The organism is Yersinia rochesterensis (assembly GCF_003600645.1).
GTDB lineage: Bacteria > Pseudomonadota > Gammaproteobacteria > Enterobacterales > Enterobacteriaceae > Yersinia > Yersinia rochesterensis.
On sequence record NZ_CP032482.1, the window covers coordinates 3605565 to 3631712 of the forward strand.

Consider the following 26148-nt stretch of genomic DNA (forward strand, 5'->3'; position numbering starts at 1 on the left):
CGTGTTGAATTTAGGGTGTTTTAGACTCGCGGTAGGCGAATTCACCCGGAAAGCTTTGTTTTATATCATGCTATCTACAAGCCACTGTAAAATTCACATCTAATGGTTTTTTATTCGAATTTAATTATTTATACGGATATTTAAAAGGTAGAACAACATTTACTATATGTAAAAATATATCGCCGCAAACACAACGTCAGGCATAAAAATCTGAAATCTATTAGCATTTAAGTTTTTAAACTCAATTTAATTAAAACATTAGAAATAAAACACCAAAATATCCATGTTATTTAGGTGTATATATTCTATTGATACGAATAAAAAGAAGATTATTCATACGAATAATGGAAACTTCCTACAATATTGAAGGGAATTTTATTACTTAAATTAGCGTAAATTGTTTCATTTTTTTTATGTAAAATCCCACGTCATTTTTTTAAAAATTTAATTAACTTTCACTTTCCCAATGAGTTATATAACTTTAAGATTTTCCCTATCAATAATAAAAAACAATATAATCAGTTTTATTTATCAACCCATTCGGGGGGAATGTATCATTTGGCACTGCGACTGCTCATCATTTTAAAGGAAAATCGTATTGAATAAGAATGCGTAATTTGTGATCTTACACGTAAAAAATACTGACAGATCCAACCAGGGATAACTTTAGCAATGATATTATCGAGTGAAGTGCAATAAATTGTGTGCTGGTTGGATAATGAAAACCAGCCGCTAAGCTGATTTTCATTATTTTAGATAATCTAAGACTCACTCTGATAAGGTTTATTTTTTCAGTCGCAATGTCGTCATGCAAGTTTGGCTTTCAACTTGGGTCGCAAAAGGTGATATCGCCTTAATCCCTTGATAATTCACTTCTATCGTCCCTTCTATATTACGTGGCAACCACACACCAATAAAACCATTCTGATAGCTGGTCAGTTTATCCTGCAAGATAACGTTCCCGGTTTGATCGGTGATTTTCACATCGAAGGTGGTATTCGCCAATTCGCCACGGCAACCAGACAAACTGTGATTAAAACATGGATGGGTTTGGTTGATATAAGGCGCAAATGAGAGATAGAACTTATCACCCACAGGGAAAGAAAACTCCTGCTGCCCATCCGATAATTTCAACTCAGTCCCGGTGACTGAGGCTGAATACGCCAAAGGCCGTTCTTGTTTGGATTGATCAATTGTCTCAATCATTTGCTCAGTAGTTTTTCCTGATATTCCATGCTGAGCCAAAAATTCTGTTTGAGTTGTCGCGGAGGCAAATTGGCTGAAAGTGATGGCGGCAAAAGCAACAATCGCCAAGCGCGTTGCTGAAGCAAATGTTTTATTCATTATGGTGGGTCCTTTTTCGATAAGCGAAATGTATTTTAATAGGATGGGCCATAATCTAAACCCTCCCCTTGGGGGAGGGTCAAAGACAGATTTGAATAGAAAGGTAAACCATTGTATAGAAATGGATTTTTTTGATTTAAATCAAATTAGAACCGTGATATTCCTCTCAAAACGGTTTCATTAATGTCCGGATGCTGAGCAATATCTTCAATATTCTGTTCGATATGATCATGGTGTTGCTGCAACAGCTCTTTGACTTCTGCTTTATCTGAGCTTGAAGTATGACGGGTATATAATAATAGTTGTAAAGCTACGGGATATGTAGGGAAAACCAGAGGATAATCATAACCCTAATGTAATAACGCAAAAAGCGACCACTTAGCCCGATTCTACCACCCATTTCAGGGTGGCAGACTGAGCTAATGATTAATGCTGCGGATCAGTATCTGAAGGGTGTTTGCGCGATTTTGTCCATTCCCGTAACCGCTGAATATGCAGATACAGCGCCGGAATGAAGAAGATCCCTACGGCGGTGGCCATTAACATGCCACCAAACACGGTGATACCAATAATCTGACGGCTCATCGCGCCCGCGCCACTGGCGAAGACCAGCGGCATCACGCCGAGAATAAACGAAATTGCCGTCATCATCACCGCACGGAAACGCTGTTTGGCACCATCTTGTGCCGCCTGAGCAATACTCGCGCCCTCTTCCCGTCGGGCTTTTGAGAATTCGACAATCAATATCGCATTCTTGGCCGCCAACCCTATCAGCAATACCAATCCGATTTGCGCGTACACGTCATTGGCAAAGCCCATCGCTGACAACCCTGCCACCGCACCGCCCACCGCAAATATCACTGACAGAATGACCACCAGCGGGATACTCCAGCTTTCATACTGAGCAACCAAGAACAGGTAAGCGAACACTAACGCAGCCAGATAAATAAACACCACCTGACCGCCAGTTTGCTGCTCCTGCCATGACATCCCGCTCCAGCTATAGCTATAACCTTGCGGTAAATTCTGCGCCAATAGTGCTTCCATCGCCGCCATTGCCTGACCCGAACTGGCACCATCGGCCGCCGAACCACTGATAGCAACTGAAGGGAACTGATTGAAATTACTGATAAAAGGAGCACCAACTGAAGGCGTCAGAGTCACCAGATTGGCCAAACTGACCAATGCGCCGTTATCACTACGCACATTCAAACTATTGATTTGGGCGGTGCGCTGACGGAAATCCATATCATTTTGTAATTGCACTCGGAACATGCGGTTATTTAAGGTGAAATCGCCGGCATTCATTCCCCCAAGAGAGGTCTGCAAGGTCTGGAAAATACGGCTGACCGGCACCTGTAATAATGCCGCACGATCTCGGTCAATACTCAGATTGGTTTCTGGTACCGAAGCACTGAAGGTGGTAAATACACGGCTCAGTTTCGGGTCCTGATTAGCAGCAAAAATGATCCCCTGACTGACCTGTGCCAGTTCTTACGGTGTTTGCCCCAGGAGCGCCTGAATGCGCAAATCGAAGCCCGAAGCACTGCCCAAACCCGCAATCGCCGGTGGATTGACCGCCATGATCATCGCCGACGGAATCGCCGCCAAATTGGCCTGAATGTTCGCCAGAACCTGATTAATATGCGGGCGTTGCCCCCAAGGTTTAAGCATCACAATCGCAAAACCGGCATTGGGTGAGTTATTGCCACTGAGCAAACTAAAACCGGTGATTTTTATCACATCTTCGACAGCATCATTGGCGGCCACCTGCTGATACATCTGGTCCATGACTGTCTGAGTTCGGTTCAGAGAAGCCCCATCCGGCAATTGTAAGCTGACGAAGAAATAGCCCTGATCCTCCTCCGGCCAGAATGAGGTGGGCAGGCGGGTATAGCCCCACCAGGTGGCAAATCCCACCAACAACAGCGCGACAATACTGAATACTGCGCGGCTACTGATTTTCCCCGTCAATGTGACATAACCATCACGGGCGCTGTCCAGCCCATGGTTAATCCCGCCGAACACCCCGGTAGTCGACAATGTCCGGCGCTTAAGTAATACCGCGCACAGTGCCGGGCTTAAGGTTAACGCATTGATACTGGACAAAATAACTGCCGCCGAGAGGGTGACCGCGAACTGCCGATACAGCTCACCGACAATGCCCGGTAAAATCGCAATGGGCACAAATACCGCCATCAGCACCAACGTGGTGGCAATAATCGGCCCGGCAATCTGGCTCATCGCCTTCTTGGTTGCCTCTGCGGGTGTGAGATTCGGGTCAATCGATAATAAGCGCTCGACGTTTTCGACCACCACAATGGCGTCATCCACCACAATGGTCAGCGCCAAAATTATGGCAAAAAGACTGAGGGTATTTGCCGAGTAACCAAAGACATACAGCACCGCAAAGGTGCCCAGCAGCGAAACCGGAATGGTGAGCGCGACAATAAAGGTCGCCCGCATACTTTGTAAAAACAGATACACCACCGCCAGCACCACAATGAGAGTCAAGGTCAGCGAAAGTGCAATTTCATGCAAGGTTGCCGTGACCGGTAAGGTGGAATCGTAGTTAATTTCATAGGTCAGATCCGGCGGGAAAGCCGCTGATAGCCGGGTCATTTCGTCACGCACACCATTGGCCACATCTAATGCATTAGCGCCGGGTACCGGATAGACCACTAAGAATGCCGATTCAGTCTGGTTTTGCGCCGCGCTGACTTGATAATTCTGCGCCCCCAGCGCTACGCGGGCAACATCACCCAGCCGAATCATACCGCCCTGTGGATTGCTACGAATAATGACATTAGCAAATTCCTGTGGGTCGGAAAGCCGCCCCTGCCCACTGATAGTCAGGGTTTGTTGTTGGTCGGGCAATGATGGCGACGAACCTATTTGCCCGGCAGCCGCCTGTACGTTCTGCTGTTGCAATGCTGCGATGATGTCTTGCACGCTAACATTCAGCGACTCCATGCGTTGTGGATTCAACCAAACACGCATGCTGTAATCACGGGCACCGAACACCTGCACATCACCCACACCATTGATACGCGCAATAGCATCACGCAGCTGTATGCTGGTGTAGTTACTCACAAACAGGGCATCATGAGTCTGTTTGGGTGAAAAGACACTCACTCCCAATAGTAGGTTAGAAGCGCGTTTGCGCACTGAAATGCCGTTTTCATTCACTTCAGCCGGGAGCTGGGCGCTCACCTGAGAAATGCGGTTTTGCACCTCAACTGCGGCCATATCCGGATCAGTGCCGCTGGCGAAAGTGATGCTCAGTTGATAGCTGCCGTTATTGCCACTGGTGGATTCCATATACAGCATATTGCTGACACCATTGACCTGAGCTTCCAGCGGGGAGGCAATAGCTTGCGCCACATCGCGGGCACTGGCCCCCGGATAAACCGCACTGACAGAGACAACCGGCGGGGTGATATCCGGATATTGCTCCACCGGAATCACATGCAATGACACCCAGCCAACAATGGTTATCACCAATGCAATAACAATGGCGAATTTGGGGCGACGGATAAAGAAATGTAGCATCGGTCTTTCCCCTTAGTTCGCAGTCAGCGGTGGTGCAACACTGGCGCTCACTGTCATGCCAGGCCGGACATGTTGTAGCCCTGACACAATGACTCGCTCGCCGACTTTCAACCCCTCTTTCACTTCATATTGCTGCTCAAACTGCTCGCCGAGAGTGACAGGCCGCACTTCTACCTGATCTTTATCCGTTACCACCAATACAAAATGGCCCTGCTTATTCTGTTGCAATGCTGCAATCGGAATGGCCGCGACGGCTTTTGCTGTTTCGGCGGCCAGCGACACATTCACCACCCCGCCGGGCAGTAATAAATGCCGTGGGTTGTCAAAACGAGTTCGAATAGTCACAGTGCCGGTCTGTTTATCAATTTGATTATCAATAGATTCAAAGACGCCGCTTTCCGGATATTGCTTGCCATTCGCCAGTTGAATGCGAGGAGTAAAATGCTTAAATGCCAGTGCGCTGTTTTCACTCGCAGATCCGCCACTTGCTGCGGATAATTGATAGGTGGCGGTGATGTAATCTCTTTCATTAACAGCAATAGCTACCCGAATAGGGTCGAGCTGCACAATACTGACCAGCGTACCACTGGCCGGGTTAATCAAACTGCCAACGTTAAAGCGGCTGTGACCAATTTGGCCGGTGATCGGGGCATAAATGCGAGTAAAACCGAGTTGTAATTGCTGAATTTGTAGGTTTGCTTGCGCCTGAGCCACCGCCGCCCGGCTGATATCCCGCTGCGCCTGTGCTTCATCGACTTCCGCCTGACTTACCGAGCGATTATTCCCCAAGCGCTGCAAGCGAGTGAGAGTCACCTGCGCATGGTTAGCGCTGGCGGTTGCGCTATCTAATTGCGCCTGTGCTTGAGTGACGGATGCTTGATGTAAGACCGGATCAATTTCATACAATAAATCCCCCTGCTTAACCATCTGCCCTTCGGTAAACAATCTGGCGGCAATAAACCCTTCTGTGCGGGTTGTTACATCCACGGCCTGAATGGCTTCCACCCGGCCGAGAAACTGCAACGCAGTATTTGGGGTAGCAGAGACCACTACCGCGACAGTCACCGCCGGTAAAGGTGCTGCTGCCACGGCGCTATGTGTGCTGATACCCAGCATTAACACAAAAGCATATATGGGTAGAGAAGATAGCCGAGCACATAGGATTCGCTGCGCGTTAACCATTATCGCGTTGCGAACCAAATTCAGTGTAGACATGGTCATTTATTCCTTACTCTCGGCGGGCAATTAGTGTGGGTACGGGGTAAATAAACTTAGCGTGATTAATAATAATCTTAAGTCACTTTAACGTCTTGCGGCAAAAATTCATATTGCAGACTAAAACCTGAATAACAATCATTCTGGCGCTGTACAAACAATCCTCCCAGCGCTCAGCGAAACACTTGAGACTCATTGTCCATGAAGGATAGATAGTCAGTTTGGTTTTATTTCTATTCTTTTTTAATGAAAAAACCGCAGAAAAACATCATATTATTCTAAGCTAAAATAATAACTCGGCGGAGTTATACTAGTTTATATTATCTCAGCACTTTCACTTTCTGCTGATTAGACAGATATTCTCTCAGCGCACCCAGTCTATTTCTTTGTGAGGGAAGATGACAAATAGGGGTTGCCCATGGATGACCCGAGTAATTAAGTGCAGCCAACACTGCTGCAATTTGAAAGATGATGGGTATAAGGGAATTCACTATGACAAACTCCACCCCACCAGAAGCGGGGGCCAGAGGGGAAAATGTTTTCTTTGCCAAACGGGCTTTGCGGACTATGGTTTTGCTGGTTGGGGCAATCATTATTATTGCCGCCACGGGCATTATCTATCTTGCTGCACAATTAAATGAACAAGCCGAGTCCAATAGCCGTTTTCTGCTGGAAAAAGCATGGGAATCGCGCCAAAAATCGATCAAAACCAGAATAAAAGATAATGCTTATTGGGGCGATGCCTATGAACACTTACATGTCACCGTCGATCCTGACTGGGCCTTTGTTAGCCAAAATCTGGGGCCATCACTTTATAAAGACTTTGGCTATGAAGGTGTTTTTGTCATTGATGGACAGGGGAAAACCCGTTATTCCGTCATCAATGGGCAGTTGGTGAATATCCGTCTACAAGACTGGCTCGATGAAGATATTACGCCGTTTATTGATTCGGTACGCCGTCAGGCCGAAAAACCAGAGGCCGCCACGAAAATCGTCAATGTGGCCGGGGTACCAGCCATTGTTGCTGCAGCGATATTAACTACCGGCAATGACCCACGGATTAAACCTGTGGCTGGCCCTCCGTCTGTTCTGGTCTTTATTAATATACTGACCCAAACCGAATTGAATATTTTGGGGGAAAATTATGGTATTCACCAACTTCGCACCGCCCGGGATAAAAAAGATGCGGCGTCCAGTCCCTCCCTTCAGTTATCGTCAACACAATTACCTTCAAATCAATCATCATCAAAAGAATTAGCGGCAAATGACAACAGTGTAGTGACGCTGCACTGGAACCAAAATATGCCCGGCGCGCAACTACTCAATATCTTACTGCCATTACTGGCGCTGATTGCTCTTATTCTCTGGCTGAGTGGCTGGTGGATTCTGCGGCGCGCGCTGTCGGAAGCGCACATTGCCGATGAAAATAAAGTGGCATTAATTGCCAGCGAAGAGCGCTTTCGTCATATGGCGGAAGCCGCCACCGATTGGCTATGGGAAACAGATGCCAACCTGCGCATCACCTATCTCTCCCAGCGATTTTTCACTATTACCGGGCTTAGTGTCGAGCGCTGGCTGGGTCGTAATCTCGACTCATTGCTCAATTGTGACCATATTCCGCTGCGATCCTGGCTGCAATACACGCATTTAACAGAGTCCCGCAATGAACTGCAATGCACCTATTTCTCCGCCAAAGGTGATAAGCGTATTTGCCGCGTTTATGCCAAACCCATCATCAAAAATGATGAAAACATTGGTTTTCGTGGCACCGTCTCTGACATCACCCAAGAGATAGAAGCACAGGAGAGAATTCAGCATCTTTCTCTGCATGACTCGCTGACCGGTTTACCCAACCGTATGAGAATGAAAGAATTTCTGGAAAGTAAGCTGCGTAATTTAACCGCTGCACCGCATCCGTTGGTGATCCTCAATGTCGATTTGGATAAATTCAAGCCGGTTAACGATACCTTTGGCCATATTGCGGGTGACCAGGTGCTTCATCAGGTCTCTGAACGGCTGAGAAGTTGTTTGCGCGATCAGGATTTAGTCGCTCGCCAAGGGGGGGATGAATTCATTCTAATTATTACCGGGCTGTCTTCAATCAAAGAAATTGAAGACCTCTGCACACGCGTTATTGACCGCATTGAAAGCCCATATGTCATTAATAATCAGGATATTTTTATCAGTGCCAGTATTGGTATTGCACTGGCACCACAGGACTCCATGCAAGCCGAGGAGCTGTTGCGCTTTGCCGACATTGCCATGTATGAAGCCAAAAATAGTGGCCGCAACAGCTGGAGTTTTTATTCCAGTGAAATGAATGACCGCCTAATGCAACGCAGCGAATTAGAGCGTTTCTTGCGCCAGGCGATTAAACACAATGAATTCAACCTTTATTATCAGCCGCGTTATCGCATTGCAGGGACAAAACTTACCGGTGCCGAGGCGCTAGTGCGCTGGAATCACCCGGTGCTGGGGCTACTGATGCCAGATCAATTTATTGCTCTGGCAGAAGAAACCGGCCTGATCAGCGCCATCAGCGACTGGACGATGCTTCAAGCCTGTCAGGATGCAGCTACATGGCCCGCCTCACTCATTATTTCAGTCAATATTTCTGCCATTGAATTCCGCAACCAACACCTGATCGAGCGAGTGCGACAAGTTTTGCGGCAGACCGGGTTACCGAGCCATCGACTGGAACTGGAAATCACTGAGCGGATAATGATTGAAGATGCGGATGGTGCCTTTAAAACCATGACCGCATTGAAAGCCCTCGGCGTGCGTTTATCGATGGATGATTTTGGTACTGGATATTCTTCACTGAATTATCTGCGCCGTTTCCCATTCGATGGTCTGAAAATTGATAAAAGTTTTATTGATGAATTAACGCAGTCCCATGAAGGGCAGTCAATTGTGGAGGGCATTATTAACCTCGGCCACGCGCTGTCTATGACAGTGACCGCCGAGGGGGTTGAAACCACGGAACAACTTGAGCATCTGCAAGCATTAACCTGTGATGAAGCTCAAGGTTATCTTCTAGGTAAGCCAATGAAATTAAATGAATTATTAAATATTACGCATCAGGCCGATTACGATAAATAAAACATCAAGAAAAGCGGCTCAGTCTCTGGATGAATGACTCATAGAGGCTGAGCCGCAGCAGTTTTACTGAGTGGGTTGGCTTTTCAGTTTGAAATTAACAATATCGTAGACCAATCCATCTATTGTACTTTTTACTTGTTCCGCAGAAATTGGTACGCCGCTATTACTGATATCCTTACCATAAGCTTTGCGCACTACAACAATAACGGGTTTTCCGGTATTGGAATCAATAACCTGTAATTCCAAATAAAGCGCAGTATGCTGAGTGCGGTTACCGGTCGCCGCCATGGTTCCAGCAACAACAGCAGCTATGGGTATCATTTCATAAACTTCAAGATCTTTATCTTCAGCAGAAACCGCCGTAATGGCTCCCCGTACAATCAAGATATTCCGTTTCTTCGGTGAATTGACGAGCGGTAATTGCTGGCTAACAGCTTCTTTAAGTCTTTTATTCGCGTAAGCTAATATTTCATCTAATGTTTTCTGACTTACTCGCTGAGTTGGACTCGACTTTGGATAATAGATCAATGGCGTGTAATAAATGCCAGTATATTTTTCAACATTAAAATCTGGGGAAACCCAACGCAATACTTTCTGGCCACTGGCAGACTCAGACTCTTGTAACTTACTGTAATCAACAAGAAAACCAGAATACTGCGCACTAGTTGTAACCTTTGAGGAGCATCCTGCCACTAATATCCCGACGGCAAACAGCGCCGCTATCTTATAACTGTTCAGAATAACCATTGTATTTTCCTATATGTTAATTAAGGAACTAAAAAACAGAAATGTAGAAAAATGCCGGGAAAGCAAAAGAATGAGAATGTTCTCCATTTAAATATTAAACCATGGCAAAACATTTGCAGGATATAAATTAAAAAATTAAAATCCCCCGTAGAGGCCCATAATTAAATTTAATCTGGGAATAAAACCCTAACAGAAAAGAAAACTAATCGGATAAAAATTAAGACACCAAAGTATCCAGTTGATAAAGGCCATCCAGGAATGCGGAAACAAAACTCCCCGGCTACTGGACAAACCGTTGCAGCTCTGGCACAGCGCAGTCCGCCGATAATCAACCGCGCGCGGCTGCAATCACGGCCTGCCCCAGCGCCAAACCACCATCACCGGCGGGCAGGCGCTGGGGCATCAATAGCTGGAAGTCGTGCAATTGCTCGCAGAGTAATTCGCGCAGCAGCCGGTTATGCAGCACACCACCGGAAAAGGCAATAGTGTCAATGCCATAATGCCGTGCCGTCTGTCGGGCTAACTGGGCAAAACCCTGTGCGAGAGCAAAGTGAAAAGCATAAGCGCGCTCAGCCGGTGAAGCATCAAAAGCCAACCATTGCCGCCAGAAAGTAGCTAAATCCAATTGATTGTCGAGCAGTGGCATAGTGACGGGCGGATCAGTTTGAACGGCTTGAGAGGTTCGGGAACTTTGCCATGCCAGCGCTTCCAGCAAGCAAGCGGCTTCCCCCTCCCAACTTAAGGTCGATGGCTCAATATTCAGTGCGGCGGCCACAGCATCAAATAGCCGCCCCGTCGACGAGGCCAATGGCGCATTAATGCCGCGCGTAATCGCCCGTGCCAGTACCTCCCCCTGCGGTTTGGGGATAGCCGCCGCGGCGGGCAGGTTTTGCCAGTCCGGCACAAAGCGCTGAAACTGCGCCAGTAAATTGCGCCACGGTTGGCAAGAGGCCAGATCCCCGCCGGGTAAGGCCACCGCAGGCAAACCGCCAACATATTCACAATTCACATAATCGACCAGAAAACATTCGCCGCCCCATAATTTCCCCTCCGCGCCATATCCCAGCCCATCCAGCGCCAGGCCAATCACCGCCCCAGCTTGACGCGGCCAGCCATGCTCCGCCAAACAAGCCGCCAAATGAGCATGATGATGTAAAACTTCTGTGCAGGGGATATTTTGCTGCGCGGCCCACTCTTTGCCGAACTGGTGGCTGATATAACCGGGGTGCGCATCCACCACCACCGCCTGCGGGATAAAATGATAAATATCGCAAAATAGCGCTAATAACTGTTGCTGCTGCTGCGCAATATCGCGGTCTGCCAGATCGCCCAGATGCTGGCTCAGCACCGCATTACTGTCTCGCAGCAAGCAAAAGGTGTTTTTCATGTCGGCCCCGAGCGCCAGAATGGCCGGTTGCCGACTAAACCCCGGCGGCAATTCGAAAGCATCTGGCACATAGCCCCGGGCGCGGCGCAGCATTTCAGCCCCTTGCTGAGTCAGACGCACCAATGAGTCGTCGGCGCGCTGCACAATTTCCCTGTCATGCAATAGCCAGTGATCGGCAATCTCACTCAGGGCGCTTAGAGCTTGTTGATTACTTAGGGCGGGCGGTTTGCCGCTGCCATTACCGGAGGTCATGACCAACGGGCGCACCACCTGTTGCAGCAGCAAATGTTGCAGTGGATTGGCGGGCAGCATAATGCCGATGTCGGGTAATTCTGGTGCGATCGCCGCACAAAGTGGGCTTTCCGGCTGCTTCGCTACTAAAACGATGGGGGCCGCTGGGCTGCGTAGCAAACTAAGTAATGCATCATTATCAGTCTGTTGCACACAGGTTTGCAGCCAGTCGATGCCAGGTAACATCACCGCCAACGGCTTGGAAGGCCGCTGTTTGCGCTCACGCAAGCGAGCTACTGCGGCGGCATTGGTGGCGTCCACTGCGAGGTGGAATCCGCCCAGACCTTTGACAGCCACAATTTCGCCAGCCAACAGTGCAGCGGCGGCCTGCTCTAGTGCGGTGAAGCCATGGGCCACAGCCTTCCCGTCAGCTTTCGTCAACCACAGTTGTGGGCCACAGTCCGCACAGGCATTGGGCTGGGCATGAAAACGACGGTCTGCGGGGTGGTCATATTCGGCCTGACAAGCCGCGCACAGCGGAAACTTACCCATGGCGGTATAGGGCCGGTCGTAAGGCATGCGGTGGATAATGGTAAAGCGCGGGCCGCAATGGGTGCAGTTGATAAAAGGATAACGGTAGCGGCGGTTGGCAGGATTATTCATTTCACTCAGGCAAGCATCACAGGTCGCGGCATCCGGTACGATTTGGGTATCCATCTGCCCGGCCCCGCTGTGGTGAATCACGAAATCCAGCGGCGCTTGCGCCCAGTGGTATGGCGTGGTGACGATGCTGTCAATATGCGCCAATGGCGGGCAATCTTGCGGCAATGCTTGTAAAAAGTCCGCCACCGCCGGAGCTTGCCATAAGTGAACCGTCACCCCCGCGCTGTCGTTACTGACATCACCGGACAACCCAAAACGATGGGCAAGTTGCCAGATATAAGGGCGAAAACCCACCCCCTGCACTTTGCCCTTTATCCGCAGACTGAGGCCGTTTATCTCCACAAAAACTCCTTCACGGGGCTGCCAGCAGCCTGTTTTATAGCTTGGAGATCGCGGGGCGACTGCACCGATGGGCGCTCCGGCGACTTACGTCGCTACGACCCATTCGGCACATTTCCCCGCTTATCAACTTGTTAATCGCCTGTCACTTCAAGGACAAATGGGCTCCCAAAAGTCATTGGAGTTGCAGGTAGGCAGCAAGTAAGCAAATCCCGATGAGCTGACACAAGTCAGTGATTCGGGTGAGCGAACGCAGCTAACACCCCTGCGGCTTCAAGGACAAATGGGCCCCCAAAAGTCATTGGAGTTGCAGGTAGGCAGCAAGTAAGCAAATCCCGATGAGCTGACACAAGTCAGTGATTCGGGTGAGCGAACGCAGCTAACACCCCTGCGGCTTCAAGGACAAATGGGCCCCCAAAAGTCATTGGAGTTGCAGGTAGGCAGCAAGTAAGCAAATCCCGATGAGCTGACACAAGTCAGTGATTCGGGTGAGCGAACGCAGCTAACACCCCTGCGGCTTCAAGGACAAATGGGCCCCCAAAAGTCATTGGAGTTGCAGGTAGGCAGCAAGTAAGCAAATCCCGATGAGCTGACACAAGTCAGTGATTCGGGTGAGCGAACGCAGCTAACACCCCTGCGGCTTCAAGGACAAATGGGCCCCCAAAAGTCATTGGAGTTGCAGGTAGGCAGCAAGTAAGCAAATCCCGATGAGCTGACACAAGTCAGTGATTCGGGTGAGCGAACGCAGCTAACACCCCTGCGGCTTCAAGGACAAATGGGCCCCCAAAAGTCATTGGAGTTGCAGGTAGGCAGCAAGTAAGCAAATCCCGATGAGCTGACACAAGTCAGTGATTCGGGTGAGCGAACGCAGCTAACACCCCTGCGGCTTCAAGGACAAATGGGCCCCCAAAAGTCATTGGAGTTGCAGGTAGGCAGCAAGTAAGCAAATCCCGATGAGCTGACACAAGTCAGTGATTCGGGTGAGCGAACGCAGCTAACACCCCTGCGGCTTCAAGGACAAATGGGCCCCCAAAAGTCATTGGAGTTGCAGGTAGGCAGCAAGTAAGCAAATCCCGATGAGCTGACACAAGTCAGTGATTCGGGTGAGCGAACGCAGCTAACACCCCTGCGGCTTCAAGGACAAATGGGCCCCCAAAAGTCATTGGAGTTGCAGGTAGGCAGCAAGTAAGCAAATCCCGATGAGCTGACACAAGTCAGTGATTCGGGTGAGCGAACGCAGCTAACACCCCTGCGGCTTCAAGGACAAATGGGCCCCCAAAAGTCATTGGAGTTGCAGGTAGGCAGCAAGTAAGCAAATCCCGATGAGCTGACACAAGTCAGTGATTCGGGTGAGCGAACGCAGCTAACACCCCTGCGGCTTCAAGGACAAATGGGCCCCCAAAAGTCATTGGAGTTGCAGGTAGGCAGCAAGTAAGCAAATCCCGATGAGCTGACACAAGTCAGTGATTCGGGTGAGCGAACGCAGCTAACACCCCTGCGGCTTCAAGGACAAATGGGCCCCCAAAAGTCATTGGAGTTGCAGGTAGGCAGCAAGTAAGCAAATCCCGATGAGCTGACACAAGTCAGTGATTCGGGTGAGCGAACGCAGCTAACACCCCTGCGGCTTCAAGGACAAATGGGCCCCCAAAAGTCATTGGAGTTGCAGGTAGGCAGCAAGTAAGCAAATCCCGATGAGCTGACACAAGTCAGTGATTCGGGTGAGCGAACGCAGCTAACACCCCTGCGGCTTCAAGGACAAATGGGCCCCCAAAAGTCATTGGAGTTGCAGGTAGGCAGCAAGTAAGCAAATCCCGATGAGCTGACACAAGTCAGTGATTCGGGTGAGCGAACGCAGCTAACACCCCTGCGGCTTCAAGGACAAATGGGCCCCCAAAAGTCATTGGAGTTGCAGGTAGGCAGCAAGTAAGCAAATCCCGATGAGCTGACACAAGTCAGTGATTCGGGTGAGCGAACGCAGCTAACACCCCTGCGGCTTCAAGGACAAATGGGCCCCCAAAAGTCATTGGAGTTGCAGGTAGGCAGCAAGTAAGCAAATCCCGATGAGCTGACACAAGTCAGTGATTCGGGTGAGCGAACGCAGCTAACACCCCTGCGGCTTCAAGGACAAATGGGCCCCCAAAAGTCATTGGAGTTGCAGGTAGGCAGCAAGTAAGCAAATCCCGATGAGCTGACACAAGTCAGTGATTCGGGTGAGCGAACGCAGCTAACACCCCTGCGGCTTCAAGGACAAATGGGATCAGCAGATTCGGGGCAGCGGCTCGTCAAGAGGCAAATCCAATCGCCGCGAGACCCCAAATGCACCGCATAACCGCACTTGTTTATTCTCCGTCACCTGTCCGATAACCGCGGCATCCTGGCCCAGTGGGTGGCGATGTAATTCAGTTAAAACAGCGGCTTGTGCTGCGGGAGAGACCACCAGCACCAGTTTGCCTTCATTAGCAAAGTTGAGCGCATCCAGCCCCAGTAATTCGCAAATACCGCGCACCGCGGGTTTCAGTGGCAAATCTGCTTCGTTGATTTCCATGCCGCAACCACTGGCGGCGGCAAATTCGTGCAAAATTGCCGTCACTCCACCACGGGTAGCATCGCGTAGCGCCCGCACACCGCTAATATGGCGCAGGGGGGCAATCAAGGGGGCTAGCAGGGCGCAATCACTGACTAACTCGGCCTCCAGACCCAAACCTTCACGTAAATTTAAAATAGTCGCGCCGTGATCGCCCAAGGTACCGCTGACAATGATCCGATCACCCGCACGGATCATCGCGGTTCCCCATTGGATATCCGCCGGGATCACCCCGATGCCGGTGGTATTGATGAAGATCTTATCCGCCGTACCGCGCTGCACCACTTTGGTATCACCGGTCACTATCTGAATTCCTGCCTGCTGCGCCGTGGCCGCCATTGAGTGCACAATGCGCTCCAAATCAACCATCGGCAGCCCTTCTTCCAGAATAAAACCACACGAAAGATAACGCGGCGTTGCGCCACTGACCGCCACATCATTCGCCGTGCCGCACACCGCCAATTTGCCGATGTCGCCGCCGGGGAAGAAAATAGGATCAATCACATAGCTGTCGGTTGATATCGCCAGCCGATCGCCCTGTGCTGTCAGATCTGCCAGCGCAATGCGCGCCTGATCTTCCCGCTCATTCAGTGCCGGATTAGAAAACGCCGCCAAAAACAGGGATTCGATCAAGCTCTGCATTGCCCGCCCACCACTGCCGTGTGCCAGGGTAATTTCTTGTTTATTCATTAGGTTGTGATCCATTGAAAACAATACCCAAAGTCATTGGAGTTGCAGGTAGGCAGCAAGCGAACGCATCCCGATGAGCTTACACAAGTAAGTGATTCGGGTAAGTGAACGCCGCTAACACCCCTGCGGCTTCAAGTACGAAAGGCTATTTATATTGATGGTAGGCGGCGCAAGCTCCTTCGGAGGAAACCATCAGCGCGCCGAATGCATTATCTGGCGTGCATTCGCCACCAAACAGAGGGCATTGATCCGGTTTACAACGCCCGGTCAGCACATCGCCGCAACGGGATCGCGGATCATCCGCCACTCGCTGTTGCTGCGGGGTGAAACGCCGCTCCGCATCAAACGCCTGATAAGCCGGGCTAAGTTGCACTCCAGAATCGGCTATTTCACCCAACCCGCGCCACTCACTGCGCTCTTTGGTTACAAATACCTCGGCCAGCGCTTGTTGCGCTAGCAGGTTGCCGTTGTCGGGTACAATGCGCCGATATTGATTTTCCACCGCACAACGCCCACTGACCCTCTGCTCCAGCAGCATCACCAACCCTTGTAAAATATCCAGCGGTTCAAAGCCGGTGACCACCAGCGGCTTATTGAATTGGCTGCAAATAAAACCGTACGGCGTGGTGCCAATCACCATGCTGACATGGCCGGGCGCGAGGAAACCGTCAATGCGCACATCCGGCTGTTGTAGCAGGCTGCGCAAGGTAGGAATGATGGTGATGTGCTGGCAGAATACGGTGAAATTGGTTAGGCCCAGCCGTTTGGCTTGTTGCAACGTTAGGGCAGTGGCGGGCATGGTGGTTTCAAAACCGAGGCCGAAAAACACCACTTCGCGATCCGGATGCTGCTGCGCGAGAGTCAGGGCATCCAGTGGCGAGTAAACCACCCGAATATCGGCACCGCGCCGCTTGGCATCCAACATTGAGCCATTGCGCCCCGGCACCCGCATGGCGTCGCCGTAAGTACAGAAAATCACCGCTGGATGGGCGGCAATCTCCAGACAACTGTCAATGCGGCCCATCGGCAACACGCACACCGGGCAACCCGGCCCATGGACAAACTCCAGCCCCTCCGGTAGCAATTGATCCAAACCGAATTTGAAGATCGCATGCGTGTGACCGCCGCACACTTCCATAATTTGTAGCGGCAAACGCTGTTGATCCACAAGTTGCGGCAGTAAGTTTTCGATCCGTTGCAATAATGCGCTGACCAGCGCCGGATCACGGAATTCATCAACGTAGCGCATCATTGGCCCCACTGGCGATATCATCCAAATCCAGCCCAACCGCCTGCATATGCGCTAATGCCGCCAGTGTTTGCTGGGCTTCATCTTCATCAAGCAAGCTCATGGCGAACCCGACATGCACCAATACCCATTGGCCGAGCAAGTCAGCCGGTGATGTGTCGCACACCAACGCGATATTGATTTCGCGTTTTACGCCGCTCACTTCTACCCATGCCAGTTGGTGGATATCTTCTCCCACCGCCACTATTTTGCCGGGTACGCCTAAGCACATCGCTGCGCCTCCAGCCATTCCAGCCACAAATCCATCCCCTCGCCGCTGCTGGCCGACAGCGCAATGACCTGAATTTCAGGATTCACCTGACGGGCATAATGAATGCACTGTTCGATATCAAAATCCAGGTACGGCAGCAGGTCGATTTTATTGATAATCATTAGGGTGGAGGCGGCAAACATATGAGGGTATTTCAGCGGTTTATCTTCACCTTCCGTCACCGAAAGCACCGCCACTTTATGACGTTCGCCAAGATCAAAGCTGGCGGGACACACTAAATTCCCAACGTTTTCAATGAATAGCAGGCTGTCATTGCTCAGATTCAAGCGGTGCGCGGCATCATGAACCATCTGCGCATCCAGATGGCAGCCTTTGCCGGTATTGACCTGAATCGCTGGCACACCGGTGGCGCGAATACGTTCGGCATCATGAGTAGTTTGCTGATCACCTTCAATCACCGCGCAGGGCACTTGCCCGGCCAGCAGTTGCAGGGTGGTGGTTAACAAGGTGGTTTTGCCAGAGCCGGGGCTGGAAACCAAATTCAGCGCCAAAATATGTTGCTCGACAAAATGCTCACGATTATGACTGGCTAACTGATTGTTTTTGCTCAGGACGTCCAGCTCGATTTGCAACAAGCGGCGCTGCCCCATGCCCGGTGCATGGCTACCGGCTTCACCCTGCCCATAATGCAGCCCCAGCTTGTCAGCATGAACTTGCGGCGTGAAGGGCTCTGCGGCGGGCGCGTCAGTGTCTGACGGTTCCGTGGCCACCATCGGCTCCGGCGCTTTACCGTGATAGTGATGGTGAACATCACCCTGATGGTAATAATAATGGTGATGAACAATCACCGGCTGTGTCCCCTTGGCAACATATTTGTGTTTATGTTTATGCTGAATCTTTTGCGTCGGGGCCGCTGTTTTGTGATGCTCATGCTGGTGCTGATCATGGTGACCGTCATGATGATGGTGATGACCGTCATGGTGGTCGTGGTGGTGATCATCATGTTGATGATTGTCGTCGCCCTCGATCTTTCTCTCGCCGCTGGCGCAACCACAAGTCGTACACATAGGAATTCACTCCTTCAGGATTATTCCACTTCTATCTGTTTTACCTGCAAATTGCTGCCACTCTCTACTTGCAGAGCATGACTGCCACAATGCGGGCACCCGGCATCATGCCGGTCAATGGCAACACTCTTGCTGCACTCCCAGCACCAGGCCACTGCGGGTAGGTAGCTGAGATGCAATTGACAATTTTCTGCCAGTGTCTGCCGGCTGGCGGCATCAAAGCTAAAGCGCAAAGCGCTTTCCTCAATACAGGAAAGCGCGCCAATTTCCAGCCAGACCGCGGTTATCCGTGAGGCGCTGTTAAGCCGCGCCTGTTTTTCAATTAGCTCCAGCGTACTGAGACACAAACTGATTTCATGCATGCTGATTCTTTATTTGGCTAACTTTGTTAAACAAGGCCCGCCGCCGGGGATTAGCGGGCGCATCAGCATTCACCACCGGCAGTGAAAGCGCCATGCGCGCACTCTGCTCCGTCAACAGCAATGCCCGTTCGGCACTGAGCGCGGTGTCCAGTGGCGACATCAATGAGCGGCTTAGATACTGCCCGCAACCGGCAATTTCGCTGACGGTAAAACCCATTGCGCCGCAAGGTAATGCCAGCACCAGCCGCTCACCCACTGCGCGGCGTTTCCAACTCTGCTGCGGCCCCGGCAATACCACCAAACTCAGCATCCACGGGGTCAATAACGCGCCAATCCATTGCTGCTCAAATAACTGGAATCCACAAGCCCGCAGCGGAATATGGTCACGATAAAATGGCAAGCCGCGCATTTCATCGGCCGCCACTTGGCCGAATACCTGTTCCAGCAATGCAGCTGGGTTTTGTTCATGGCCCGCAATGACATCAGACATGACTTTCTTCTCGCGCTTTGAGGGTAATCCCGCTGCTGCGTAATGCTGCCAGAATCTGTTCCAGCGCCGGTTCAATGGCCCGAGTGACCGTCGGGGTCAGACCAATATTCGGAGCCAATGATTCGGGCACCACCCCCACCAAGGTCAGCTGGCGCGGGAACTCATCAGTCAATTGCAGCGCCATCAGCACATCACATAGCCCTAACTGATGTGGCGATACTTTGCGGCTAAACATCGCCGGTATTTCTTTATCGCGCAATACCGCGACACTGCCCGGTGGCTGCCCAGTCAGCACCGCATCGGCCACAATCAAATGCTCACGATTGGCCATAGCTTCCATCAATTCCAGACCGGCGGTTCCGCCATCCAGCACCTCAACCCCCGGCGGGATGTGAAAGCGCTGCTCCAGCGCTTCGACAATTCGCACACCGACAGCTTCATCGCTGAGTAATAAATTACCTATACCTAATACCAAAATCCCCATCACAGCACCTTGACTTTGGTCACTTCGTTGCCCGTTGTATCAACAATATGTACTGCACAAGACATACACGGGTCGAATGAGTGAATGGTCCGCACCACTTCAAGTGGTTTGGCAGGATCAGCAACCGGTGTTCCCACCAGCGCTTGCTCGTAAGGCCCCGGTTCATCATTATAATTGCGCGGCCCGGCGTTCCATGTCGATGGCACCACCGCCTGATAGTTAGCGATTTTGCCATCCTTGATAACCACCCAGTGCGACAACATGCCGCGCGGGGCTTCTTCAAAGCCGACACCACGGATCTCGCCGGTTAGCGGAATATCCGGCTTGATAAAGGTTTCGACGTCACCGGTGCCGATATTAGTGACCAACGCAGTCCATTGTTGGGCCAAGGTTTCATGCAGCACACAGCAATGCACCGCACGGCCAATAATACGCCCCAGAGTGGATGGTAACTGTTCGGGAGTAATGGCCTGCCCGCTCAGTTTTTGGTAAGCCGCGCCGATATCACTGAAATGCTGTTTAGTCGGAGCGTGTCCGGCGGCCAAGCCGCACATTAACCACGCCAGCGGCCCCACTTCCACGGTTTTGCCATAGAAAGTCGGCGCTTTTACCCACGAATATTTGCCATCTTCCTGCCAGCCGGTGTAATTGGGGTTGGTTTTGCCCTCCCACGGGGCCAGCGGCTCGTCGTCCTGATACCAAGCATGCTTGCCGCTCTCGGCAATGCCTTTGATCAAGTAAGGATCGTTGTGATTAGCAATCGGGCGGAAGCTGCCGTTTTCCAGATAGCCGCCCGGCAGCAGGAAGGTTTCCCCTTTGCGGTCAGTCGGCAACTCCGGCACGCTGAGGTAGTCATCCGCCCCTTTGCCCAGATTGAGCCAACCCGGATAGTGGGCGGCGATCACCGCGGTATCGACCTTATAAACCTGCTCAATAAAGCTGCCCAGCCGGTCAATAAAGGATTTCACCAACATTAGGCGCTCCAGATTGAGCACACTGGGCATATCCAGATTGATTGGGTTGGCAACCCCCCCCACAGCAAGGTTCTGAATATGCGGCGTTTTTCCGCCGAGCACCGCCACAATGCGGTTGGCATCGCGCTGGCATTCCAGTGCTTGCAGATAATGCGCCACCGCAATCAGATTGACCTCTGGCGGCAATGCCATCGCCGGATGGCCCCAGTAGCCATTAGCAAAAATACCTAACTGCCCGCTGGCGACCAAATCTTTGATTTTCTGCTGCACACGGGTGAATTCTTCCGCGCTGTTCAACGGCCAACTGGACAAGCCACTCAGCATGGCTGCCGCCTTTTGTGGTGAGGCTTGCAGCGCCGAGGTCACATCCACCCAATCCAACGCAGATAGTTGATAAAAATGAACAATATGGTCATGAATACTGTGCGCGGCCAGAATCAAATTGCGGATATGCTGAGCATTAACCGGCACTTCCATCCCTAATGCATTTTCCACCGCCCGTACCGAAGCAATGGCGTGAATAGTGGTGCATACGCCGCAAATGCGCTGCACAATCATCCAGGCATCGCGCGGATCATTACCTTGTAAAATTTCTTCCATGCCACGCCACATGGTGCCGGAGGACCAGGCTTTAATGACCTTGCCGTCCTCAATTTCGCAGTCGATCCGCAGGTGCCCCTCAATGCGGGTGACGGGATCAATGGTGATGCGTTGGCTCATGCTTTACCTCTGTCTGATTATTCTTATGTAACTGGCCGTGAGCAGGAAGCACCGGCAACAGCCGAATCAATAAAATGTAGGCGCAGACCTCAATGGCGACGAAGCCGATGGAGATCAGGATTTCACTGGTGGTGGGGAAGTAGTTGTAGCCGCCGCCGGGGTTAAAGGCCAACAACGAGTAATTAAGCCGCCATAGCGCCCCGCCGCCGATCATGCACAGCGCGCCGATAAACAGTAATCGGCTGTCTTCTCTGGCCCGCCGAATACGGAAAATCAGTAGCGGCAAAGCCATCAGGACAATTTCAGCCCAGAAAGCAATGGCATAGCGGTCAAAGTGCCACAGATATTCTGTCTTATGGCGCACGATAACTTCACCGAGACGCAGTAGAATAAACAGCAGCAAGAACACGTCGATAATGGTGGTTAATCGCGTGAACAATGGCGCTTCATTTGCCCCGCGCCCGCGCAGTCCGGCCTGTACCAAAGAGCCTTCGAAAATAACAATCGAGAAACCCAAAATGGCGGCGGTTAGCAGGGAGAACAGCGGCAACATTTCATAACTTTGCCACAGCGGATGAATCTTAGCCCCGGCGGCTATCATCAATGAACCCATGGAAGACTGGTGCATGGTCGGCAGCAACGCACCGAGCGCGATGACAAAAAACATCACTTTGTTCAGCCGCTTAAGTGAGATTTTCCAGCCCAGCCGCTCAAACAGCGCCGGGGCAAACTCTACCGCCATCACGCCGATGTAAATGGTCATACAGACGGCGGTTTCGAATAGCACCGAGTTGACATTGAAATGGCCGGGAATAAAGAAGTAAGGCAAGTTCCAATAGCGGCCCACGTCGATGGTGATGGAAAGGCCACCGAGCGCGTAACCAAACAAACTGGCGAGCAGCGCCGGGCGCACCAGCGGGTGATATTCCCCCCGATTGAACACATAAACTGCCCACGCCAATGCCCAGCCACCACAGGCCAACCCGGTGCCGACCAGTAAGTCGAAAGCAATCCAGATGCCCCATGGGAAGCCGCCATTCAAATCACTGACTGACCCCAGCCCGAGTACCAAACGTTTGACAATCAACAGCGCGCACAGCACCACAAAAGGCGCTAACAGCATCACCGGCCAACTGACCAGCCGCCCACCCAATGGGCTGGATTTATGCATCGTCATCTTGGCCGTCCTTTTTATCGTGCGGGTCAGTATCATGGTCTTTGCGCTCATCGCGGGTATTGCGATGCACCAAAGCAGTGACACCGGCCAACACCGCCAGTGGCAAGATCATGCCCTTGTACAGGGTGTGCTGGACATGCTCAGAGCGCGCGCCGGTCGCCAAGTCTGCCAACGGCGGCAAATCCAGTTTCTCGGCCGGAATCCCCGTCAGCACCAATACCTGGGTGCCGCCGCCCTCTTTCTCACCGTAAACATGGTGGTCATAATGAGCGACCGGATGTTCGTAGGTGTCATTGGCGCTGAGTGTTTGCCGTGGGAAAAGGGTGTTTTCGCCCGGTTTGAGAGTCAGCCGACGTTGTGCTTCTGACAGCAATTCTTCACGAGTGCCGAAGATCACCGCACCGGTCGGGCACACCTCGACACAGCCGGGTAAGCCGCCTTTATCCAGCCGCTCGACACCTTTCTGATTGCATAATTCACATTTATGAATCTTGCCAAAGGGATTGTGATAATCGTATTTCGGCACATTGAACGGGCACCCGACCATGCAGTAGCGGCAGCCAGTGCAGACATCCGGGTTATAGTGAACAATGCCGGTTTTGGCATCTTTGCGCAGCGCACTGACCGGACAAACAGAAACACAATTCGGATCAACACAATGCATGCATTGCTTTTTGATATAGGCGTAGCCGTCTTCCAATTGATCTTTATGAATTCCCGCGCCGCTAGTCCAGACCTGAATAATATTGTTGGTATAGGGGCTGAGTTTGTCATTATCCGCCCAAAGGGCGTCACCGCTGGCATAGCTTTTACCGTGATCAAATAATTCACTATGATTGACCTGCTGGCATTTGCTCACACAGGCCTGACAGCCAACACATAATGTCGAGTCATACAACATGCTCAGCGCACCGGGGATCGGCGGCCGATTTTGCACCTCGGCTTGGGTGCTGGGCGAAAGCCCCGCCAACAGCACACCGCCGGACGCTAATTTGAAAAAGTGACGTCGGTTCACGGCTATTCCTCCCGCGATGAGTGATCGTCATCTTTGCGGCGCTGTTTCTGTTGCCGCCCCAGTTCACGCACTGTCATCAGGCTAACACCGGCGACCAACCCCACCACGCCGCCCAGCAATGCCGTGGCGGTGGTCGAAATTTCGCCGCCCTCAGGGTTATTAATCAGCGGTTTCTCAGCACGCGGTGTTGGGTTCTCGACATTCGCCAATTGGGCAATACCTTTAGTAAACCCGATTCCCTCCTCATTACAGCCATAGCAAGGGTGCCCAATACCAACCGGCCAGATGCCACCGCCAACATCGCAGAATTCCAGTGTCGGGCAGTTGCCGTAGGTTTCCGGCCCTTTGCAACCCAGGTGATAAAGGCAAAAACCTTGACGATGCCCTTCGTCGCCAAATTGACGGGCAAAACGGCCAGCATCGAAGTGTGGACGGCGCTCGCAGTTTTCATGGATTAAACGGCCATAAGCAAAAGTCGGGCGATTTTTGCTATCCAGTGCGGGCGGCCGCCCGAAAGTAATGATATGGGCCACTGTCGCCAGGAAGTTATGAGGATTAGGCGGGCAGCCAGGAATATTAATCACGGTTTTGCCCGGCAGCGCCGCTTGCAAACTCACCGCACCGGTCGGGTTGCCCCCCGTCGCGGGAACGCCCCCCCAAGCGGAGCACGAACCAATGGCAATTATGGCCGCCGCATGTTCCGCGGCTTCGCGGATATGCTCGACAATAGGTTTACCCGCCACCATGCAGTAAATCCCACCGTCTTTCAGTGGAATCGACCCATCCACCACCAGCACATATTTCCCTTTGTACTGTTCGATGGCCCGATGTTTATTCTCCTCCGCTTGCTCACCAAATGCCGCAGAGAGCACTTCGTGATACTCCATTGAAATAACACTCAACAGCAGGTTTTCAATGGTCGGGTGAGTGGAACGTAACAGTGATTCGGTACAGCCAGTACATTCCTGAGCACCAATCCAGATAACCGGCGGGCGCTGGGGGGAACTGACGGTGCTGGCAATTTCAGCGGCAGCCTTGCTGCTGAGCCCCATGGTGGCCGCCAATGCGGCACAAAGCTTCATAAAATCACGACGGTTAACGCCATGCTGGGAAAGCATGTTTTTTTCCCCTGTCATTATTATTCTATTGTTTACATACCCGATATTGATGACGGGCATACCCTTATAAAAAACATGGTTTTCTGTTAATAGTTTGTAACTCTGTAACTTTAATTAAGTTGATCTCTATCAATGGAAATTGATTGAATTAATGCGAGGGAAATATCTGTGAACTAAAACCGTTTCAGCAAAACATTTCATTTGCCACGAAATAGAAAATCTGTCAGGAGGAGGTTTAGTGAATGCAGATGGAATTGAATATCATTAACCCAACAATGAAACCAACCCCAGTAACTTTAATTAAATATCAGTTATTTTAGTTAGTTAACTGAAAATTAAAATTTCATATCATATAAAAACGAAACAAAAAAAAGACGTAAATATAAACCATAAAGCACAATTAATAATGAATAATACTGCGAAAAAAACTTATCATTATTAAGTCAGATAACAATAAGATTTTTATCAATTTCATTAATTTTAAGGGTTTAAAGTTATTTTTTCCCCCTCTAAATCGGCAAACATTAATGTTACAAAATGGATCAGCCCAGCATAATGTTTAAAAAACGACCAATGTGAATTAATTGCATCTTTTGTATATAAATCAAACTTTTGGTAAATAACTCGTGCTATGATTCATTTGTCGGTCAATATTCAACCGGTTATGCGCTAAAAGGGGTCTATATGATAAAACCATTCATTGTTGTTGCTATCGCCGTCGCCACACTCAGTGGTTGCGCAAATAATAACACCCTTTCGGGCGATACGTTCAGCAGCTCTCAGGCTGGACAGGCTCAAACCGTCACTTACGGTACTCTGGTTTCTGTGCGCCCGGTGACTATTCAGGGCGGTGATGGGAATAACGTCGCCGGTGCTGTCGGTGGGGCTGTTGTCGGTGGCTTCCTCGGTAATACGATAGGTGGCGGGACAGGTCGGCGTCTCGGTACTGCTGCGGGTGCTGTTGCCGGTGGTGTTGTCGGCCAACAAGTGCAGAGCATGATGAACCGCAGTAGCGGAGTTGAATTGGAAGTTCGCCGTGATAACGGAACCACCTTCCTGGTGGTTCAGGCTCAAGGTGTGACTCAGTTCCAACCGGGGCAACGAGTCACCATTGCAACCCATGGTAATACTGTCACTGTCACACCGCGCTAATTTTTGCCGCCCAAACGCCGTGTTTGGGTGCTGCTTTATTAACATTTAGCGCTGTAAGCAAATTTAAGTGCTGCTTGCAGCCGCCGCGAAGAGGCGAGGCCCATGGAAGGGCTTGATAGCAAACGCATGCAGCTTGTAGCATGACGGGCATAATGTAAAAAAACACCGCCCAGCCCTAAAAGCTCGAGGGTAAGCTGGACGGTGAAAAAAAGAAC

At 50.9% G+C, this 26148-nt stretch carries 17 protein-coding genes and 2 pseudogenes; 2 read left to right on the plus strand and 17 right to left on the minus strand.

Features of this window, described 5'->3' with window-relative positions; translation table 11 throughout:
* Positions 1 to 783 precede the first annotated feature (783 nt).
* From cueP to DXZ79_RS16760, 4 genes and pseudogenes are all read right to left on the minus strand, one after another.
* On the minus strand, positions 784 to 1344 hold the full coding sequence (cueP, locus tag DXZ79_RS16745) for a copper-binding periplasmic metallochaperone CueP (protein WP_038639256.1): 561 nt from the start codon (positions 1342 to 1344) through the stop codon (positions 784 to 786).
* A gap of 146 nt (positions 1345 to 1490) precedes the next feature.
* Positions 1491 to 1622 (minus strand): annotated as a pseudogene (locus DXZ79_RS21350) (hypothetical protein); the annotation flags it as partial.
* A gap of 148 nt (positions 1623 to 1770) precedes the next feature.
* A pseudogene (locus DXZ79_RS16755) lies at positions 1771 to 4896 on the minus strand (efflux RND transporter permease subunit).
* A gap of 12 nt (positions 4897 to 4908) precedes the next feature.
* On the minus strand, positions 4909 to 6078 hold the full coding sequence (locus DXZ79_RS16760) for an efflux RND transporter periplasmic adaptor subunit (RefSeq protein ID WP_230852387.1): 1170 nt from the start codon (positions 6076 to 6078) through the stop codon (positions 4909 to 4911).
* A 525-nt stretch (positions 6079 to 6603) separates the two neighbouring features.
* Between DXZ79_RS16760 and DXZ79_RS16765 the strand changes: the two genes are divergently transcribed.
* Entirely contained in the window at positions 6604 to 9213 is a 2610-nt protein-coding gene (locus DXZ79_RS16765) for a bifunctional diguanylate cyclase/phosphodiesterase (protein ID WP_162928756.1), read from the plus strand.
* 63 nt (positions 9214 to 9276) lie between these two features.
* On the opposite strand, the gene DXZ79_RS16770 is transcribed toward DXZ79_RS16765, so the two are convergent.
* The 13 genes from DXZ79_RS16770 to hybO form a co-directional block, all read right to left on the minus strand.
* On the minus strand, positions 9277 to 9960 hold the full coding sequence (locus DXZ79_RS16770) for a DUF3313 domain-containing protein (protein ID WP_038639243.1): 684 nt from the start codon (positions 9958 to 9960) through the stop codon (positions 9277 to 9279).
* 328 nt (positions 9961 to 10288) lie between these two features.
* On the minus strand, positions 10289 to 12583 hold the full coding sequence (gene hypF, locus DXZ79_RS16775) for a carbamoyltransferase HypF (protein ID WP_038639240.1): 2295 nt from the start codon (positions 12581 to 12583) through the stop codon (positions 10289 to 10291).
* 2254 nt (positions 12584 to 14837) lie between these two features.
* Positions 14838 to 15854, minus strand: a complete 1017-nt coding sequence (gene hypE / locus DXZ79_RS16780; protein WP_120011468.1) for a hydrogenase expression/formation protein HypE — start codon at positions 15852 to 15854, stop codon at positions 14838 to 14840.
* Positions 15855 to 15999: 145 nt separating this feature from the next.
* The gene (gene hypD / locus DXZ79_RS16785; protein ID WP_120011469.1) at positions 16000 to 17103 is read right to left on the minus strand and encodes a hydrogenase formation protein HypD; all 1104 of its coding nucleotides are present in this window, start codon (positions 17101 to 17103) and stop codon (positions 16000 to 16002) included.
* A complete protein-coding gene (gene hybG, locus DXZ79_RS16790; RefSeq protein WP_038639232.1) occupies positions 17090 to 17374 on the minus strand; it encodes a hydrogenase maturation factor HybG in 285 nt (94 codons plus the stop codon). Before hybG ends, hypD begins: the two co-directional genes overlap by 14 nt.
* Complete coding sequence (gene hypB, locus DXZ79_RS16795) at positions 17365 to 18441, minus strand: hydrogenase nickel incorporation protein HypB (protein WP_038639229.1); 1077 nt, start codon at positions 18439 to 18441, stop codon at positions 17365 to 17367. The genes hybG and hypB overlap by 10 nt, the downstream gene beginning before the upstream one ends.
* Positions 18442 to 18461: 20 nt before the next feature.
* The gene (gene hypA / locus DXZ79_RS16800) at positions 18462 to 18803 is read right to left on the minus strand and encodes a hydrogenase maturation nickel metallochaperone HypA (protein WP_038639226.1); all 342 of its coding nucleotides are present in this window, start codon (positions 18801 to 18803) and stop codon (positions 18462 to 18464) included.
* Entirely contained in the window at positions 18796 to 19293 is a 498-nt protein-coding gene (gene hybE, locus DXZ79_RS16805; protein WP_120011470.1) for a hydrogenase-2 assembly chaperone, read from the minus strand. The genes hypA and hybE overlap by 8 nt, the downstream gene beginning before the upstream one ends.
* Complete coding sequence (locus DXZ79_RS16810; RefSeq protein ID WP_038639219.1) at positions 19286 to 19777, minus strand: HyaD/HybD family hydrogenase maturation endopeptidase; 492 nt, start codon at positions 19775 to 19777, stop codon at positions 19286 to 19288. Before DXZ79_RS16810 ends, hybE begins: the two co-directional genes overlap by 8 nt.
* Complete coding sequence (gene hybC, locus DXZ79_RS16815) at positions 19777 to 21471, minus strand: hydrogenase 2 large subunit (RefSeq protein WP_038639217.1); 1695 nt, start codon at positions 21469 to 21471, stop codon at positions 19777 to 19779. Before hybC ends, DXZ79_RS16810 begins: the two co-directional genes overlap by 1 nt.
* A complete protein-coding gene (gene hybB, locus DXZ79_RS16820; protein ID WP_038639214.1) occupies positions 21449 to 22648 on the minus strand; it encodes a Ni/Fe-hydrogenase cytochrome b subunit in 1200 nt (399 codons plus the stop codon). The genes hybC and hybB overlap by 23 nt, the downstream gene beginning before the upstream one ends.
* Positions 22635 to 23663, minus strand: coding sequence for a hydrogenase 2 operon protein HybA (gene hybA / locus DXZ79_RS16825; RefSeq protein ID WP_038639211.1), 1029 nt, complete (start codon positions 23661 to 23663; stop codon positions 22635 to 22637). The genes hybB and hybA overlap by 14 nt, the downstream gene beginning before the upstream one ends.
* Positions 23664 to 23665: 2 nt before the next feature.
* Entirely contained in the window at positions 23666 to 24799 is a 1134-nt protein-coding gene (hybO, locus tag DXZ79_RS16830; protein ID WP_072089171.1) for a hydrogenase 2 small subunit, read from the minus strand.
* A 666-nt stretch (positions 24800 to 25465) separates the two neighbouring features.
* Between hybO and DXZ79_RS16835 the strand changes: the two genes are divergently transcribed.
* On the plus strand, positions 25466 to 25933 hold the full coding sequence (locus DXZ79_RS16835) for an outer membrane lipoprotein (protein ID WP_032819574.1): 468 nt from the start codon (positions 25466 to 25468) through the stop codon (positions 25931 to 25933).
* The last annotated feature ends 215 nt before the right edge of the window (positions 25934 to 26148 follow it).